This is a genomic window from Bacteroides sp. AR20 (genome assembly GCF_964250605.1).
GTDB lineage: Bacteria > Bacteroidota > Bacteroidia > Bacteroidales > Bacteroidaceae > Bacteroides > Bacteroides uniformis.
This window is the reverse complement of sequence record NZ_CAXUGK010000014.1, coordinates 17,450-34,172: the sequence shown is the minus strand read 5'-3', so window position 1 is coordinate 34,172 and position 16,723 is coordinate 17,450. Positions and strand designations below refer to the sequence as shown.

Below are 16,723 nucleotides of genomic sequence, written 5' to 3'. Positions count from 1 at the left end.
CTCATTTTTTATTTCAAAAGTAGGCAGGCTGTAGAAAGTGAACAAATTATAGTGACAAAGGAATGTTATCCAGTGACAACATGCAGTTTTACCCTATTCTTCTTTTGATATTACCAAATAACCCCTATCTTTGCAAAATCTATCAATCTGACAGTAATTGCGTAATTACACCAACAAAATTATTAGATAATGAATAAAATCATTAGCAAAGAACACTTTTCTGAAAAGGTCTTTAAGTTAGTCATTGAAGCACCATTGATTGCCAAATCACGTAAGGCAGGGCACTTTGTCATTGTACGTGTGGGCGAAAAAGGCGAACGTATGCCGCTTACCATTGCGGAAGCCGACCCGGTAAAGGGAACCATCACACTGGTGGTTCAGGAAGTCGGGCTCTCCTCTACCCGTCTTTGCGAACTGAACGAAGGCGATTATATTACGGATGTTGTCGGCCCGTTGGGACAAGCTACGCACATTGACAACTTCGGTACTGTGGTCTGTGCCGGAGGTGGTGTAGGCGTAGCTCCCATGCTCCCTATCGTGCAAGCGCTGAAAGCTGCCGGCAACCGCGTCATCACCGTACTGGCAGGACGTACCAAAGAACTGATCATCCTTGAAAAGGAGATGCGCGAAAGCTCCGACGAAGTCATTATCATGACCGACGACGGTTCCTACGGACGAAAAGGTCTGGTGACGGAAGGCGTAGAAGAAGTCATCAAGCGCGAGAAGGTGAACAAGTGTTTCGCCATCGGCCCCGCCATCATGATGAAATTTGTTTGTTTGCTGACAAAGAAATACGAAATCCCCACGGATGTATCCCTGAATACGATTATGGTTGACGGTACCGGCATGTGTGGCGCCTGCCGAATCACCATCGGAGGAAAGACCAAATTTGTATGTGTGGACGGCCCTGAGTTCGACGGACATCAAGTGGACTTCGACGAGATGCTGAAGCGTATGGGCGCTTTTAAAAACATCGAACGCGAGGAGATGCACAAGCTGGAAGAACCTCAGACCTGCCAAGCTACCGGTGAAAACATGGAAGATGAGAAAAGCCGTAATGCTGCATGGCGTCAGGAGTTACGCAAATCCATGAAAGCCAAAGAACGGACTGCCATTCCACGCGTGGAGATGAACGAGCTCGATGCAGAATACCGCTCGCACAGCCGCAAGGAGGAAGTCAACCAAGGGTTAACGAAAGAACAAGCGCTGACAGAGGCCAAACGTTGCTTGGACTGCGCCAACCCCGGATGTACGGAAGGTTGTCCGGTAGGTATCGACATCCCCCGCTTCATCAAGAACATTGAGCGCGGTGAATTCCTCGAAGCAGCCAAGACACTGAAAGAAACCAGTGCACTGCCTGCCGTCTGCGGTCGCGTCTGCCCGCAGGAGAAACAGTGCGAATCCAAATGTATCCATCTGAAAATGAACGAAAAGCCGGTAGCCATCGGCTATCTGGAACGTTTTGCCGCTGACTACGAACGGGAGAGCGGACAAATCTCCATACCTGAAATCAAGGAAAAGAACGGTATCAAAGTAGCTGTCATCGGTTCGGGTCCCGCCGGTCTGTCATTTGCCGGAGATATGGCGAAGTATGGCTATGACGTGACTGTTTTCGAAGCACTGCACGAGATTGGTGGTGTATTGAAATATGGCATTCCTGAGTTCCGCCTGCCCAACAAAGTGGTGGATGTGGAAATTGACAACCTTGCCAAAATGGGAGTAGAATTCGTCAAGGACTGTATCATCGGCAAGACGCTCAGCGTGGAACAACTGGAAGAGGAAGGCTTCAAAGGCATATTCGTAGCTTCCGGTGCAGGACTGCCCAACTTTATGAACATCCCCGGCGAGAACTCCATCAATATCCTCTCGTCCAATGAATACCTGACCCGTGTCAACCTGATGGATGCGGCAAGTGAAGATTCCGATACACCGGTTCCCTTCGGCAAATGTGTAGCCGTGATAGGCGGCGGTAATACTGCCATGGACTCCGTGCGTACTGCACGCCGCCTCGGTGCAGCGCGCGCCCTAATTATCTACCGTCGTTCGGAAGAAGAAATGCCGGCACGTATCGAGGAGGTGAAACATGCCAAGGAAGAAGGTGTAGAATTCCTGACCCTCCACAACCCAATCGAATACATTGCCGACGAACAAGGAAAAGTGAAACAAGTGGTGCTTCAGAAAATGGAACTGGGTGAGCCGGATGCCAGCGGACGCCGCAGTCCCGTACCCATCCCCGGAGCCACGGAAACCATCGACATTGACCTTGCCATCGTCAGCGTAGGTGTATCTCCCAACCCGATTGTCCCAAGCTCCATCAAGGGACTGGAATTGGGCCGGAAAGGAACGATTGCCGTCAACGATAACATGCAGTCGTCCATCCCGACCATCTTTGCCGGAGGAGACATTGTCCGCGGAGGTGCTACCGTAATCCTTGCCATGGGAGACGGACGAAAGGCAGCAGCAGCGATGAACGAACAGCTAAAAAAATAAGAATCTGTCATGAAAGGTGGAGACATACGAACTCCACCTTTTTTATTCTACTACAACCTCTTCCTCTACTTTCCCCTTCTAGCATACAATTTAAATATTTCAAGAATATGAAACGTATTTATCTATCCCTCCTTCCCTGTCTGGCTTCCCTATTGGCAAGCGCCCAAGAGCCCCTAAACGGGGATTCCCTTGCCTCAGACTTTCGGTATCTGGTAAAAGAACTGGCAGCAACCCATCCCGACCCTTACAGCGGCTTCGGAGGAAAAGTATTCTTCTACGAACAAGCTTTCCATCTGGAGAACGAGTTACGCCGGACTCCCGGTACGAAACAGACCTTTTTTGATAAGGTAAGCATTTTCCTATCCAATCTGCAAGACGGACATACCTACCTTTTACCTCCCACAGCCAATCAACAAGCAAATCAGCGTTACCTGGCACTGGAAGTACGCACCATCCCCGACGGCATTATACTTCAAGGAATCCCTGAAACGTACAAAGACTTGTTAGGTAGCCGTATCACAACCATCAACGGAGATTCTTTAGAAGAGGTACTGGCCCGCACTGCCGCTATCCAAGCCAGTGAAAACCTATATGACCGTTATGCCAATCTATGCAGGTCCATGCCTACGGAACATTTCTTGAGACAGCTTTTCCCTGAAATGAAAGACAACCTTCACCTCTCACTTCTTACTCCCGACGGCAAATCAAGAGGATTAACCCTTCCCTTATTGTCAAGGCAGGAAGTGCAAAACACACCCATGCAACACAATAACAGTTGGAAAGCTTATACAGACAAACAACTGGCCTATCAGTTCATAGACAACGACAAGCAAATAATGCTCATCAATATCAACAGTATCATGGCACGGGATAATTTTGAGTATATGCAAAAACAAGGGCTGAAAGATTTATACCGGCAAATAGGATTCTATTATCGGGATATCCTGAAACAAGATATGCCCGCCGATACCCTGCAAGCCATTCGGCAACTCCCGTCCCTTTCCGAAGTTTTCGCCCATATGCTGAAAGAGATGAAGAAGGAAGCCTCCTCCACCCTCATCATAGATTTGCGCAACAATAGCGGCGGCTGGACTCCAATTGTCCTACCCACACTTTACCAACTGTTCGGCGACCACTTCCTGCAAACGGATATGGATATAGAATTCTATCGTATCATCTCTCCCCTCTACATGCAAAAACTACAGACAAACTTACAGGATTTCAACCAAGCATACGGAACAGACTATGCCTACGGTGACTACACTTTCAGTACGGACGAAGCAGACACCACAAACATAGAACAGCGACGGACCGACTTCATTGAGAACTGTATGTCCAGTGTGCCGGAAGAATTGAGAAAGCAACAAGGAAAGGCGCTCTATACTCCGGAACACATTTACGTCATTACCAACGAACATACCTTCAGTGCAGCTTTCCACTACACTTTCTATCTGTGGAAAATGGGTGCTACCCTTGTAGGAATACCCAGCGGACAAGCCCCCAATACCTACATGGAACAAACCTTATTCCGGCTACCCTATACCGGTATGCAAGGCTCTATCTCCAACTCCATACAAATATGCTTTCCGGGCAAAGACCGGTGTGCCCACACACTTTATCCAGACTTGATGCCCACCTATCAGGATTACCAAAGATATAATTTCGATGTCCAAACTGAGATTCTGTATTTACTCGACAAGATTAAATCGGCTCCTCATTCTCATACGAACCCTGCGGGAAAGAATCAGAAGTAAAAACAAAGCCCCGTTTACAGATAAATTGCAAACGGGGCTCTATTTCCATATTTCAATAAAAAGACTACTTCACCACCTTGTTCGTTGCCGGGTCGGGGAAAATCACCGTCGGCTTGAACGACTTGGCTTCTTCAAAGTCCATCAGCGCGTAGGACATGATAATAACGATGTCATCAGGTTGCACCTTGCGAGCTGCCGCACCGTTCAGGCAAATTTTGCCAGAGCCACGCTCGCCCTTAATAATGTAGGTTTCAAAACGTTCACCGTTATTATTGTCGGCGATATACACCTTCTCGCCGGCAATCATGTTGGCGGCATCCATCAAATCTTCATCAATCGTAATGCTTCCCATATAATTCAGGTTCGCTTCCGTGACGCGGGCACAATGGATTTTCGACTTCAACACTTCAATCATCATATCTTTATAAATTACGAATTACTAATTATAAATTACAAATTACAAGGCAACAGGCTCTTTGTACTTGATATTATCAATCAGACGTACTTCCCCACAGAATACTGTGATGCAGCCCACAGCATAAGAAGTTTCCTCCCAATCGGCAATCTTCTGTAAGGTACTGCCATCTACCAGTTCAAAGTATTCCAAACGCAATCCGGGGGCGGCTGCGATGGTGTCTTCCACAAACTTCTGTGTCTCAGCTACCGTATGTGAAGCTCCAAAGGTACGACTTTCAAATAAAGTCTGCGAAATTTTCAGTGCATTTTTACGTTCTTCGGCAGATAAACGGGCATTGCGACTGCTCAGAGCCAACCCGTCTTCCTCACGCACAATCGGACACCCTACAATTTCCAAAGGATACTTCATCTGGCAGACCATCTCGCGAATAATTGCCAGCTGCTGGAAATCTTTCTCGCCGAAGTAGGCACGATCCGGCTGCACAGCATCAAACAGTTTGCTCACAATCTGGCAGACACCGTTAAAATGTCCCGGACGGAATGCCCCTTCCATCACTGTGTCCAGCGGCGCATAGCTGAAACGGCGGGTATCCGGTTCCGGATACATCTCTTCCACTGAAGGTGCAAAGACAAATGCCGCTCCACACTCCTCCAGCAAACGGCAATCAGCCTCCGGCGTACGGGGATATTTCACTAAATCATTCTTGTCATTAAACTGGGTCGGATTTACAAAAACGCTTACTACGGCAGCGTCGTTTTCTGCCACACAACGTTTCACCAATGAGGCATGACCGGCATGCAAGGCACCCATCGTTGGCACCAGACCTACCTTCTTTCCTTGGGCTCTCAAAGCCGAAAGTCCGGCCTGCAAGTCCTTGATAGTATGTACTATTTCCATTTTAATTGGTTATATAATAACTTGGTTGTTCGCAAAAGCGGTGCAAAATAAACCATTATTTAGCATATAAAGAAGAAATATCGCAAATTAATGCAAAACTCAGTACACTTTCCGGCAATTCCAGAAGCAGCTGTCTCACTGAATAACAAGCAGTTAACAATTCATAAGGAATTATAGACGGGCTCCGTTTGCTTTATTGCCCGATTTTTTTTATATCTTTGCAGAATAATTGAGAACATTGTTATTATGACAAAGGCGAACAAGGTTTTATTTATAACCCAAGAAATTACCCCTTACGTTTCAGAATCCGAAATGTCCCTCGTAGGCAGAAACCTACCTCAGGCTATTCAAGAAAAAGGCAGAGAAATCAGAACGTTTATGCCCAAATGGGGAAATATCAACGAACGCAGAAACCAGCTGCATGAGGTGATACGACTCTCCGGCATGAACCTCATCATTGACGATACCGATCACCCGCTCATCATCAAGGTTGCCTCTATCCAGTCTGCACGTATGCAAGTATACTTCATCGACAACGATGACTACTTCCAGAACCGCTTGCAGGTAACAGACGAAAATGGTGAAGAGTATGAAGACAATGATGCCCGTGCCATCTTCTATGCCCGCGGCGTACTGGAAACGGTGAAGAAACTGCGTTGGTGTCCCGACATCATCCACTGCCACGGCTGGATGACCGCTTTAGCGCCTCTGTACATCAAAAAAGTCTATAAAGACGAACCTTCCTTCAGAGATGCCAAGGTCATATTTTCCCTTTATGAAGATGACTTCAAACAACCTTTCCACGCAGACTTCTCTAACAAGCTATTGTTGAAAGGCATCGCCAAGAAAGATATTGCAGGATTGAAGGAACCCATTGACTACACAGCACTTTGCAAACTGGCTGCTGACTTCTCCGACGGCATTATCCAGCAAAGCGAACACGTCAATGAGGAAGTACTGAACTATGCCCGCGAATCCGGAAAACCGGTATTGGAATATCAATCTCCCGAGAACTTTGCTGAAGCCTGCAATGACTTCTACGACAAGGTATGGGAAACAGAACAAAAATAAAATCGATTTAGACAGTTAAAACTATGAAAGTAAGATACCTGGGAACATTGCTTTTGGCAGTCCTGACTTTCTTTGGATGCGATGACAACACCGGAACATTAGGTCTGGGTATGTTGCCCGATTCTGACGGCATGTCAGCGCATACTTCTACTTTTAATGTAACAACACGTTCATTTGCCGTTGATTCTGTATTTGCCAAAACGAGTACCGGCTATATAGGCAAGTTTTCCGACCCGGAATTCGGTTATTACGAAACAAGTTTCCTTACGGAGCTGAACTGTACGGAAAACTTCTCCCTTCCGGAAGTGTATAAAGTGACCGAACGGGACAGTGAAGGAAATCCAATCAAGGCAACTGGTACAATGACTGCCGACTCGGTAGTTTCAGTGCAACTTGCAGTCTATTATTCCAGTTGGTTCGGCGACTCCCTGAATGCATGCCGGATGAGTATCTATGAATTGGACAAGAAGCTGGACAAAAATCGCTATACCAATATCAATCCGGAAGAGTACTACAACAAGTACGACCCCAAGTCCCTGCTCGGACGTAAGGCTTATTCAGCTTTCGATACGTCTGTTCCGGACTCTGTGAGATTTGAAAAGGACAATAACGGTTATTACACTTTCTATCCCAATGTGACGTTCCCATTGGACAAGAAAACTTTCGGCGAAGACAGAATATTGAAGGTTTATCGCGAGCATCCCGAATACTTTAAAGACGCCGCAACTTTCATAGACAAGATTTTCAAAGGAGTATATGTAAAGAGCGATTACGGAGATGGAACCATCCTCTATGTGGATTATGTGGCTTTAAATATGCAATTCCGTTTCCACCACGTAAATGATACTACCGGTGTAGCACTGAAGAAAAAAGATGGTACAGACTCTTTGTTCTATAGCATGCAGACTGTATTTGCCTCTACCAAAGAGGTTATCCAGGCAAACCAGTTCATGAATTCTGATTTGATAAAGGAAAAGGCTGCCGAACCCCAACACACTTATATCAAATCTCCTGCCGGTATCTTCACCGAAGCTATCATGCCATACGATTCAATATACAACAAACTGACCAATGACACCCTGAATGCCGTGAAGCTGACTTTCACGAATTACAATATAAACAGTGACTACGAATATAGCATGAGTGCTCCCAATGACGTGCTGTTGATACGTAAACAGGACTTGAAGAGCTTCTTTGAAGAGAACAAAGTCAGGGATAATATTACCTCATTTACAACCACCCACAATGCATTTGCTACTAATCAATATGTATTCAGCAACATAGCCCGTTTGGTTACCACTTGCATCAACGAAAAACAAGCTGCCAAGAAAGCCGCCAAAGACAAAGCCGGCAGTTCTTGGAATGAGACAGAGTGGGAAAAAACTTGGAACAAAGAAAATGAAGACTGGGATAAGGTATTGCTGATTCCGGTTTCCATTACCTATGACAGCAGTACAAGCAGCAGCGGCAACAAAACCATAACCGGTATCCAAAACGACCTCAAGCCGGGATATGCCAAACTAAAAGGCGGCCCGAAAGAGAATGCAAAAGGCGAAGTGGAATCTCCGCTGAAAATAGAAGTTACATACACCAGTTTCAACAAGTAACTGACAGATATTCCATAAAAAAGCCTTCCGCTCATTGTAGAGCGGAAGGCTTTTTTGATTAATGGGATAAGCTGCCGATATTATTCAGCAGCCTTTTTAGTTGTTTTCTTTGCGGCAGGCTTTTTGGCAGGAGCCTTGGCCTTTGCCGGTTTTTCTGCGGCAGATTTAGCTGTAGCCTTGCTCTCTTTCTTTTCTGCAGCCTTTATCTTCTCCAACTTGGCCTGTGCTTTCTCCAATTCCTTATGCAGTTCCTCTATCTCGGCACCTTGGTTCTGGATAGTGGTCAGCAATGCATTCAGTTCTTCGTTATCTATATCCACCGGATAGAGAGAATCGACACGTTTGATAAAGTCACCAAGAATATTCATATAATTGGTAAAAGCATCAAAAGGAGATTCATAAATGCCACGGTTCAAGCCAACACCGCTTTGCTTGGTAGTCATGAAACGGAAGTTGTTACTTGCCTGCAGATAATCCCAGTCCTGCTTGATACGGCGGTCATCGCAAAGATGGACACGTTCGGCAACACTATACAACTTGTTGAATGCTTCACGCTGCATCACGTTACCCAGCCAGCAGCTGGTATCTCTTTCTTCGTCCACCCAAGACATCGGATATGGAACGTCCAACTGGGAAACAGATTTCAGTTTGGTAACGATTTCCGTCGGTGTGGAGAAAGTAATCCCCTTTTCTTTGGCACAGTATGGAAGTGCCTTCAGGAATTCCAGAATATTGGAAGACAACGGCTGTGCCATGCCCAGAGCAGAGAGCTCCATAAAGATGTTGATGACCTGCTCTTCCTGCGGTAAAGCATCAATCCAGTTGATGTACTTGTCGGCAAACAAAGGATACTCGTTCCACTCGGAGTTGGAGAAGCGCAGGCTGATGTCGTCAGACAGCTTAAAGTCACGCAACAGCAACTTCAAGTTAGGATTCATGGAGCAATGGTATACATAGTGCGGACTCTTCCAACCCAAAACATGCTTGGCTCCTTCCGTCAGCATGCCCTTGAATCCCAAAGCTGCCACCATCGCACCAATCTCGTCATTATAAATCAGACTGGAATTACGGAACACCTTCGGTGCCTTACCGAACATTTGCTTCATCTTAGCGCTCTGACGCATCACCTCTTCCTTGAAGCAATCCTCGTTGGCCAGAGAAGAAAGGCCATGGGAATAAGGCTCGGCAAGGAACTCACAGCAACCGGTATCATTCAGCTGGTGCAACAAGTCGATGACAGCCGGTGCATATATTTCCAACTGCTCCAGCGCAACCCCCGAGATGGAGAAAGCCACTTTAAACGCACCTCCGGAATTCTTCACCATTTCAATCAAGGTGTTCAATGCCGGGATATAAGAGCGTTCGGCTACATCATTGATACTGGTTTCATTGGCATAATCATCGTAGTAATAATGATCGGTACCTATATCAAAGAAACGGTAACGTTTCAGATGAATGATTTGATGTATTTCAAAATAAAGACAGATAGTTCTCATTTCTATTATTGTTTTTGTTATTTACCATAGTTTCTTAACACATCCTCGTAGAGGGCGCGGATTCTCAAGCCTACTTTTTCCCACGTGATTCCATCCACTTCTTTCCTGCCTTCCTCCTGCAGATATTGGAAGAGAGCGGGATTAGTGCAGAGGGAATAAATGGCATCGGCCATTGCATGAATGTCCCAATAATCGGTCTTAATGACCTTATCAAGAATTTCACCGCATCCCGACTGCTTGGAAATGATGGAAGGAGTCCCACACTGCATGGCTTCCAGCGGAGCGATACCGAAAGGCTCGGAAACGGAAGGCATAACGAATACATCACTGTTCTTGTAAACCTCATATACCTGCTTTCCCTTCATGAAGCCCGGGAAGTGGAACCGGTCGGCGATGCCCCGCTCGGCTGCCAGATTAATCATGGCATCCATCATATCTCCCGAACCGGCCATAACAAAGCGGATGTTGCGGGCACGCTGCAATACCAGCGAAGCTGCTTCCACAAAGTATTCCGGTCCCTTCTGCATGGTGATACGGCCCAGGAATGTCACAATCTTCTCTTTGGAATGGTCGGGACGTGGAATGTCCTGGTATTCCTGCGAGAGAGGATAGACGGCATTGTGCATAGCAAACACCTTCTTGGGGTTCTGATGGTACTGCTCAATAACCGTGCGGCGGGTCAGTTCGGACACGCACATGATGCAGTCGGCATAATCCATACCGTTCTTCTCCATAGAATAGACGGTAGGATTGACTTTTCCGCGCGAACGGTCAAAGTCAGTAGCATGGACATGGATACAGAGCGGCTTTCCGCTCACCATCTTGGCATGCACTCCGGCGGGATACGTCAGCCAGTCGTGGGCATGAATAATATCAAATTCCTGCTGGCGAGCCACTACTCCGGCAATCACCGAGAAGTTGTTTATCTCTTCGTGCAGGTTGCCGGGATAACCGCCGGCAAAGTCCATGCAGCCTATGTCATTGACGTGCATATAAGAGAAATCCGAATAGATATGGTCACGAAAAGAATAATAATCTTCCGGCGTCATGTTGCGCGTCAGCCTCGACTTCAAATAATTGTAATCGACATCACGCCACACGATAGGCACCTGGTTCATGCCCACTATCTTCAAGAAGTCCTCTTCTTCGCCCGTCGGCTTGGGCATGCAGAAAGTAGTTTCCACATCACCCTGCAAACTTAATCCCTTAGTTATTCCATAAGAAGCAACCGCAAGACCACCATATATTTTGGGAGGAAATTCCCATCCAAACATTAAAACTTTCATCTTCGTTCCTCCTATTATAAATTATACTTAGACAATAACTTCAAGATACGCAGGATTTCCGCCGTATTCATGGCAAATGACACCGCCCCTCTTCCAACAAACGGAGGATTACCATCGAAGAGTTCGGGCAATGCGCCAATACAGTGGGAAGTCATTTCATCTTCCATACCGATGAGGTATCTCTCTACAAACGACACGCCACTCACTTTATAGATACGCAGATATGCTTCCATGTAGAAACCCATCAGCCACGGCCATGCCGTACCCTGATGATAGGCATAATCTCTTTGAATCTGAGGACCTACATAATTCGGATTGTATCCGCCACTCTTGGGGCTCAGTGTACGCAAGCCCTTCGGAGTCAACAGTTCTTTCGTCACAATATCAAGCACCTGTTTCTTCTGGGCCCTATCCAACGGAGAATAGTCAAAGGCAACGGTAAATATCATGTTGGGACGTACGCTCCAGTCCATCATATAACCATCCACATAGTCGAACAGATAGCCATACTCATTGCGGAAGACGTCTACGAAAGACTTTCCGGTGATTTCTGCCTGAGCGTCCAGTGTATCGGCAAGAATTTCATTGCCCCCCTCCCGAACCATATCGGCTACAAAACGCAGGGCATTGTACCACAGTGCATTCACTTCTACAATGTAGCCCGTACGTGGAATAACCGGGCGGCCATTGGCGGTAGAGTTCATCCAGGTAACCGCTTTCTCGGTGCCATTGGTATACAACAGTCCGTTTTCGTGCAGGAAGAGATTGTCATGCCTGCGTTCATGGATATAGTCAACAATCTCCTCAAGGAGATTACCGTACATCTGCCGGCAATTTTCACGCGAAGTCTCCTTGGCATACTGCTGTAAAGCCCAGACAGCCCACAGCAGCACATCCGGATGCTCCATCTCGTATATCTTATAGGAGGAAGGTTCTCCATTGATAAACTCACGGATAGCCTTTTCGGCTGTTTTCATCACGTCTTCAAATTCATCTTGCTCGCCTAAGGCCAAAGTAAGACCCGGCAGGGAGATGAACAAGTCACGGGCGCGACACTTGAACCAAGGATAGCCTGCAAGCACATAATGCTCCTCCCCCTGCTTGTTGTGAAACTGGTGCGCCGAGTTTTTCAGACAGTGGTAAAAACTGTCACGCGGAGTGCGGTCGGCCACCTCGGACTCAAAAGTCTGCTTCAGCTTGCGGGGAGAAATCTCGGAGATACCGGCGGAGAAGACAACGCTTTCCCCTTTCTTTATATCCACTTCAAAATATCCCGGCACATAAAGGTCTTCGTTGAAGTCATATCCGCGTTCCTGTTCTTTGGGATACTCGATACCACGATACCAGTCAGGCTGGAAGTGGAACTCATTCTTTTTGTTGAGCTGCATGAACAACTCCGGATAACCGGGATACATGCAGGTTTTAATGCCATTCTCTACCAACTGGTAGTCGCGGCTTGCCTGCGCATTTTCGTGCGTGTACTCGCGCACACTGCGGAATGCCAGGAAAGGGCGGAAACGAAGTGTGGTTGCCGAATGGGCATCGACCAAGGTATAACGAATCAGAATCCGATTTTCATGGTGTACGAAAATCTTTTCCTTACGAAGGATGACGCCTCCTACACGATAGGTAGTTGTGGGGATATTTTCACAGTCAAACTCTCGGATATACTTGTGCCCGTTAGGACTGAAGTGGTTTCCTTGATACTTATGCAACCCCAGGTTGAACTCCGCACCGTGCTGAATTACAGTTTCATCCAAAGAAGACAGCAGCACATGGTTTTCATCATCGAGGTTGGGGACCGGTATCACCAACAGACCGTGATATTTGCGTGTGTTACAATCTACAATTGTTGTACAATGATAGGCTCCCGACCTATTCGTCCGCAATATCTCCCTTGGCAAAGATTCTTGCAGATTAATCATCAGGGTCTTGTCAAATCGTAAATAACTCATAGTTGTGCATTATTTAAAGGTTAATTATTTCGGTATATGCGCTACAAGCCATGTAGCGATGCCCAAAAATACGAATTAAAGCTTATAGGCAAAATAAAAAGTCAGTTTTTTTTCGGTTTTCGTCAAATATTCCGTAGTATTGTACAAAAATAGCAATCACTGTACGAAATATGAAGCATGATATACGCAGAATGGCATTGGCGGCGGTTATACCCCTATTCCTGCTATTCATTTTATACATTTTAAAGTTTTTGGAGACAGGCATGGATTGGAACTTCACACGACTGGGAGTATATCCGATGGAACAGCGGGGCGTGTTCGGAATTTTCGCACATCCACTGGTACACAGCAGTTTCAAGCATCTGTTCGCCAATACGATTCCACTCTTTTTCCTGATGTGGTGTCTGTTCTATTTCTACCGGCATATAGCCCCCTACATCTTCTTTGCCATTTGGATAGGATGCGGTGCGCTTACCTTTCTTATAGGGAAACCGGGATGGCATATCGGAGCCAGCGGCATCATATACGGACTGGCTTTTTTTCTGTTCTTCAGCGGCATTCTGCGCAAACATGTACCGCTTATCGCCATTTCACTGTTGATAACGTTCCTATATGGCGGCCTGGTATGGAATATGTTCCCACAATTTGCCAAAGCCACCACTTCCTGGGAAGGACACCTTAGCGGAGCCATAGCAGGCACGCTATGCGCCATAGGCTTTATGGAATACGGTCCCCAACGGCCCGATCCGTTTGCCGGAGAGGAAGACGAAGAGGAAGACGAAGAGGAAGACGAAGATGAGGAAAACAATGAGGATGAGGACGATAAGAAGGAAGAGGAGAAGGATGAGGATTCGTCTACAAGGATTGAATAGCACGTTTAAGAAACAATAAAAAAAACAAAAAGAGGGGCAAAGAGTTTACAGTACACCTTGATAATATCTACTTTTGTTTCAAAACAAGAAGAAAAAGCATTATGAATACAATGTTTGATACATTACTGCAACTGCCACTCTTTCAAGGACTCGCACAAGAAGACTTTACCAATATCCTGGGGAAAGTCAAGCTGAGCTTTACAAAGCATAAAGCCGGCGAAGTTATCGTGAAAGCCGGTGACACATGCAGTCAACTGATATTCGTATTGAAAGGTGAAATCTCCTCATGTACTTCATCTGCGAATACATCATACAGCTCCACGGAATATTTTCAGGCACCTTATGTCATCGAGCCACAATCTCTGTTCGGGATGAGCACCTCCTACGTCTCGGCCTATACCGCCCAAACCGAGACCCACACAGTGAGCATCAGCAAGGCTTTCGTCATGAGCGAATTGTTCAAATATGACATATTCCGCCTAAATTACATGAATATCATCAGCAACCGCGCCCAAAGCCTAAACAGCCGTCTTTGGGCAGAAAGCACCGACAACCTTGAGAAACGTATCGGCAACTTTATCCTGACACATATCGAACGTCCGTCAGGCAGGAAAATACTGAAAATAAAAATGGAAGAATTGGCTCAGGTGGTCAATGATACCCGTATGGGAGTATCAAGAGCGTTGAACAGCATGCAGGAGAAAGGCCTGCTCGAACTGCACAGAGGCGAGATGATGATTCCCGACGCAGAAAAGCTCTTATAGGCCACCTGAACCGAGATTTCCTACAACACCTTGTCTATCGCTTTCTTTATCAAGGCTTCCATCACTTTATACCCTTCTAGAGTGGGGTGTACCCCATCCCGGGTATACGAGGAGTTCAGAGCCTTATTGTCGCCTTCCACCATCTCACTGTAATAGTCGACATAAGGAATCTTGTTTTCCTGGGCATACTTCCGGATTCTGGCATTCAGCTGCATTATCTTTTGCGGAGCATCCTTCACCGAAGGGTTCCAGCCAAAGGCAGCTGCAGGCAACACAGACGTCAAAATCACTTTTATCTTATTGCCCCGTGCCAGCTCTACCATAGACACTATATTTCCAAAAGTGTATTCTTCATTATAAGCGCCTGCATTTTCTGCAATGTCATTGGTACCTGCATTTATCACGACCAGCGCCGGAGCAAGCTTGATGACATCTTCGCGAAAACGGAGCAGGAAATGGGAAGAAGTCTGTCCGCCTATACCACGGCCCACATAACCGTTGTCTTCAAAGAAAGCGGCATCGTTTGCCACCCATCCTTCCGTGATGGAGTTGCCCATAAAAACCACCCGGTCCTTCTGTTTTCCCTTCCGTACCAGTTCCTTGTTTGCCTCTGCATAGCGTTTCAAATTTCCCCAATCCTGCTTCTGTGCGTCAGAGGCTACCCAAGGTATGCACAAAAAGACAGCAATCATACATAAAAGTTTCATTGTTCTATTCTTTGTTGTTTTGTTATAAAAAAAACAGCCCCACCGTTTTTAAGGTGAGGCTATCATTATCATTGGTCAATCTCACTCCCACTCGATAGTCGCATTGGGTTTCGGAGACATATCATAACAAACGCGATTGACGGTTTTCACTTCCTTGAGAATACGGTCGGTAATCTTCATTAGGATGGGCCAGTCCACCGGCTCAATGGTAGCGGTCATGGCATCCACTGTGTTGACGGCACGGATAATGACGGGCCAGTCGAACGAACGTGCATTGTCGCGTACACCCACAGATTTGAAATCGGGCACCACAGTGAAATACTGCCATACCTTCTTATCCAGGCCTGCCAGTTGGAATTCCTCACGCAGAATGGCATCCGACTCGCGTACAGCCTCCAAGCGGTCGCGGGTAATGGCTCCCAGACAACGTACTCCCAATCCGGGACCGGGGAACGGCTGACGGTAAACCATCTCGTACGGCAATCCAAGCTCTACACCGCATGCACGTACTTCGTCCTTGAACAGCTGGCGCAACGGCTCCACCAATTCAAACTGCAAATCCTCGGGCAGACCGCCTACGTTGTGATGAGACTTCACCATCTTGGCTGTTTTTGTGCCACTCTCTACAATATCGGGATAGATGGTACCTTGTCCCAGGAAGTCGATACCGTCCAGCTTGCGGGCTTCTTCCTCAAAGACACGGATAAACTCTCCGCCGATAATCTTGCGCTTTTCTTCCGGGTCAGCCACGTTTTCCAGCTTGGAGAGGAAACGGTCTGTAGCATCCACGTATATCAAGTTAGCTTTCAGCTCCTTGCCAAAGATTTCCACCACGGCTTCCGATTCGCCCTTACGCATCAGTCCGTGGTTCACGTGTACGCAAACCAGCTTGTCTCCGATGGCTTTCAGCAGCAAAGCGGCCACCACGGAGCTATCCACACCACCGGACAGTGCCAGCAGCACCTTACGGTCGCCCACCTGACGACGTATCAACTCCACCTGGTCGTTGACGAAATTCGTCATGTTCCAGTTCGCCTCAGCCTTGCAAGTATCGAATACGAAAGATTTCACAGCCTCCTTGATGGCTTCCACATCATCCGTAAACTGCGGCAGCTTCACTTCGCACAGCGCCTTGTCGTGTCCGGCAGCCATTACGGGGAATCCCGCTTCGTAAATCTCGGGCAACACGTCGATGGACACCCCGTCAACCACATTGTTGGGGCCGCCGTTGATGATGATGCCTTTCACATTCGGCAAGGCCTTCAGTTCGGCGGCAGTAATGTCGTGCGGGTAGATTTCGCTATATACTCCCAACGCACGAATCGCCCGGGCAAGCACTGTGTTCTCATGGCTTCCCAAATCCAGAATCACAATCATATCCTGCTTCATTCTTCTATATTGTTTTT

Annotated in this window: 13 protein-coding genes; 6 read left to right on the top strand and 7 right to left on the bottom strand. The window is 46.9% G+C overall.

Annotation, left to right across the window (positions count from 1 at the left end; genetic code table 11):
- The first annotated feature begins 189 nt into the window (after positions 1-189).
- Positions 190-2,490, top strand: coding sequence for a bifunctional dihydroorotate dehydrogenase B NAD binding subunit/NADPH-dependent glutamate synthase (locus ACESTD_RS09045; protein WP_005835472.1), 2,301 nt, complete (start codon positions 190-192; stop codon positions 2,488-2,490).
- Positions 2,491-2,597: 107 nt separating this feature from the next.
- Positions 2,598-4,244 (top strand): S41 family peptidase, encoded by a 1,647-nt coding sequence (locus ACESTD_RS09040; RefSeq protein ID WP_022401697.1) that lies wholly within the window; start codon positions 2,598-2,600, stop codon positions 4,242-4,244.
- A 64-nt stretch (positions 4,245-4,308) separates the two neighbouring features.
- On the opposite strand, the gene panD is transcribed toward ACESTD_RS09040, so the two are convergent.
- On the bottom strand, positions 4,309-4,662 hold the full coding sequence (panD, locus tag ACESTD_RS09035; protein ID WP_005823568.1) for an aspartate 1-decarboxylase: 354 nt from the start codon (positions 4,660-4,662) through the stop codon (positions 4,309-4,311).
- A gap of 39 nt (positions 4,663-4,701) precedes the next feature.
- Positions 4,702-5,559 (bottom strand): pantoate--beta-alanine ligase, encoded by an 858-nt coding sequence (panC, locus tag ACESTD_RS09030; RefSeq protein ID WP_022401698.1) that lies wholly within the window; start codon positions 5,557-5,559, stop codon positions 4,702-4,704.
- A 246-nt stretch (positions 5,560-5,805) separates the two neighbouring features.
- Here panC and ACESTD_RS09025 point away from each other — a divergent pair, with 246 nt between their 5' ends.
- A complete protein-coding gene (locus tag ACESTD_RS09025; RefSeq protein WP_009037059.1) occupies positions 5,806-6,630 on the top strand; it encodes a glycogen/starch synthase in 825 nt (274 codons plus the stop codon).
- 23 nt (positions 6,631-6,653) lie between these two features.
- The gene (locus ACESTD_RS09020) at positions 6,654-8,237 is read left to right on the top strand and encodes a DUF4270 domain-containing protein (protein WP_373158818.1); all 1,584 of its coding nucleotides are present in this window, start codon (positions 6,654-6,656) and stop codon (positions 8,235-8,237) included.
- Between the two features lie 80 nt (positions 8,238-8,317).
- Here the strand turns inward: ACESTD_RS09020 and ACESTD_RS09015 are convergent, their stop codons facing one another.
- From ACESTD_RS09015 to ACESTD_RS09005, 3 genes are read right to left on the bottom strand one after another with little or no spacing between them, the layout of a single operon-like run.
- Complete coding sequence (locus tag ACESTD_RS09015) at positions 8,318-9,733, bottom strand: glycoside hydrolase family 57 protein (RefSeq protein WP_057256630.1); 1,416 nt, start codon at positions 9,731-9,733, stop codon at positions 8,318-8,320.
- A gap of 17 nt (positions 9,734-9,750) precedes the next feature.
- Entirely contained in the window at positions 9,751-11,019 is a 1,269-nt protein-coding gene (locus ACESTD_RS09010; protein ID WP_005823578.1) for a glycosyltransferase family 4 protein, read from the bottom strand.
- A gap of 14 nt (positions 11,020-11,033) precedes the next feature.
- A complete protein-coding gene (locus ACESTD_RS09005) occupies positions 11,034-12,974 on the bottom strand; it encodes a glycogen debranching enzyme N-terminal domain-containing protein (RefSeq protein ID WP_005823580.1) in 1,941 nt (646 codons plus the stop codon).
- Between the two features lie 170 nt (positions 12,975-13,144).
- Here ACESTD_RS09005 and ACESTD_RS09000 point away from each other — a divergent pair, with 170 nt between their 5' ends.
- Positions 13,145-13,846: a rhomboid family intramembrane serine protease gene (locus tag ACESTD_RS09000; protein ID WP_009037060.1), complete on the top strand. Its 702-nt coding sequence runs from the start codon at positions 13,145-13,147 to the stop codon at positions 13,844-13,846.
- 101 nt (positions 13,847-13,947) lie between these two features.
- Positions 13,948-14,610: a Crp/Fnr family transcriptional regulator gene (locus ACESTD_RS08995; protein WP_005823588.1), complete on the top strand. Its 663-nt coding sequence runs from the start codon at positions 13,948-13,950 to the stop codon at positions 14,608-14,610.
- Positions 14,611-14,630: 20 nt separating this feature from the next.
- Here the strand turns inward: ACESTD_RS08995 and ACESTD_RS08990 are convergent, their stop codons facing one another.
- Positions 14,631-15,317 carry an SGNH/GDSL hydrolase family protein gene (locus ACESTD_RS08990; RefSeq protein ID WP_057282029.1) on the bottom strand — a complete coding sequence of 229 codons (687 nt, stop codon included), beginning with the start codon at positions 15,315-15,317 and terminating at the stop codon, positions 14,631-14,633.
- Positions 15,318-15,398: 81 nt separating this feature from the next.
- A complete protein-coding gene (guaA, locus tag ACESTD_RS08985; RefSeq protein WP_005823591.1) occupies positions 15,399-16,706 on the bottom strand; it encodes a glutamine-hydrolyzing GMP synthase in 1,308 nt (435 codons plus the stop codon).
- Positions 16,707-16,723 lie beyond the last annotated feature (17 nt).

What these genes read in the sequence shown, in the direction of transcription:
- ACESTD_RS09045 (WP_005835472.1), top strand. Translation starts at nt 190, where the DNA reads ATGAATAAAATCATTAGCAAAGAACACTTTTCTGAAAAGGTCTTTAAG.
- ACESTD_RS09040 (WP_022401697.1), top strand. Translation starts at nt 2,598, where the DNA reads ATGAAACGTATTTATCTATCCCTCCTTCCCTGTCTGGCTTCCCTATTG.
- panD (WP_005823568.1), bottom strand. Translation starts at nt 4,662, where the DNA reads ATGATGATTGAAGTGTTGAAGTCGAAAATCCATTGTGCCCGCGTCACG.
- panC (WP_022401698.1), bottom strand. Translation starts at nt 5,559, where the DNA reads ATGGAAATAGTACATACTATCAAGGACTTGCAGGCCGGACTTTCGGCT.
- ACESTD_RS09025 (WP_009037059.1), top strand. Translation starts at nt 5,806, where the DNA reads ATGACAAAGGCGAACAAGGTTTTATTTATAACCCAAGAAATTACCCCT.
- ACESTD_RS09020 (WP_373158818.1), top strand. Translation starts at nt 6,654, where the DNA reads ATGAAAGTAAGATACCTGGGAACATTGCTTTTGGCAGTCCTGACTTTC.
- ACESTD_RS09015 (WP_057256630.1), bottom strand. Translation starts at nt 9,733, where the DNA reads ATGAGAACTATCTGTCTTTATTTTGAAATACATCAAATCATTCATCTG.
- ACESTD_RS09010 (WP_005823578.1), bottom strand. Translation starts at nt 11,019, where the DNA reads ATGAAAGTTTTAATGTTTGGATGGGAATTTCCTCCCAAAATATATGGT.
- ACESTD_RS09005 (WP_005823580.1), bottom strand. Translation starts at nt 12,974, where the DNA reads ATGAGTTATTTACGATTTGACAAGACCCTGATGATTAATCTGCAAGAA.
- ACESTD_RS09000 (WP_009037060.1), top strand. Translation starts at nt 13,145, where the DNA reads ATGAAGCATGATATACGCAGAATGGCATTGGCGGCGGTTATACCCCTA.
- ACESTD_RS08995 (WP_005823588.1), top strand. Translation starts at nt 13,948, where the DNA reads ATGAATACAATGTTTGATACATTACTGCAACTGCCACTCTTTCAAGGA.
- ACESTD_RS08990 (WP_057282029.1), bottom strand. Translation starts at nt 15,317, where the DNA reads ATGAAACTTTTATGTATGATTGCTGTCTTTTTGTGCATACCTTGGGTA.
- guaA (WP_005823591.1), bottom strand. Translation starts at nt 16,706, where the DNA reads ATGAAGCAGGATATGATTGTGATTCTGGATTTGGGAAGCCATGAGAAC.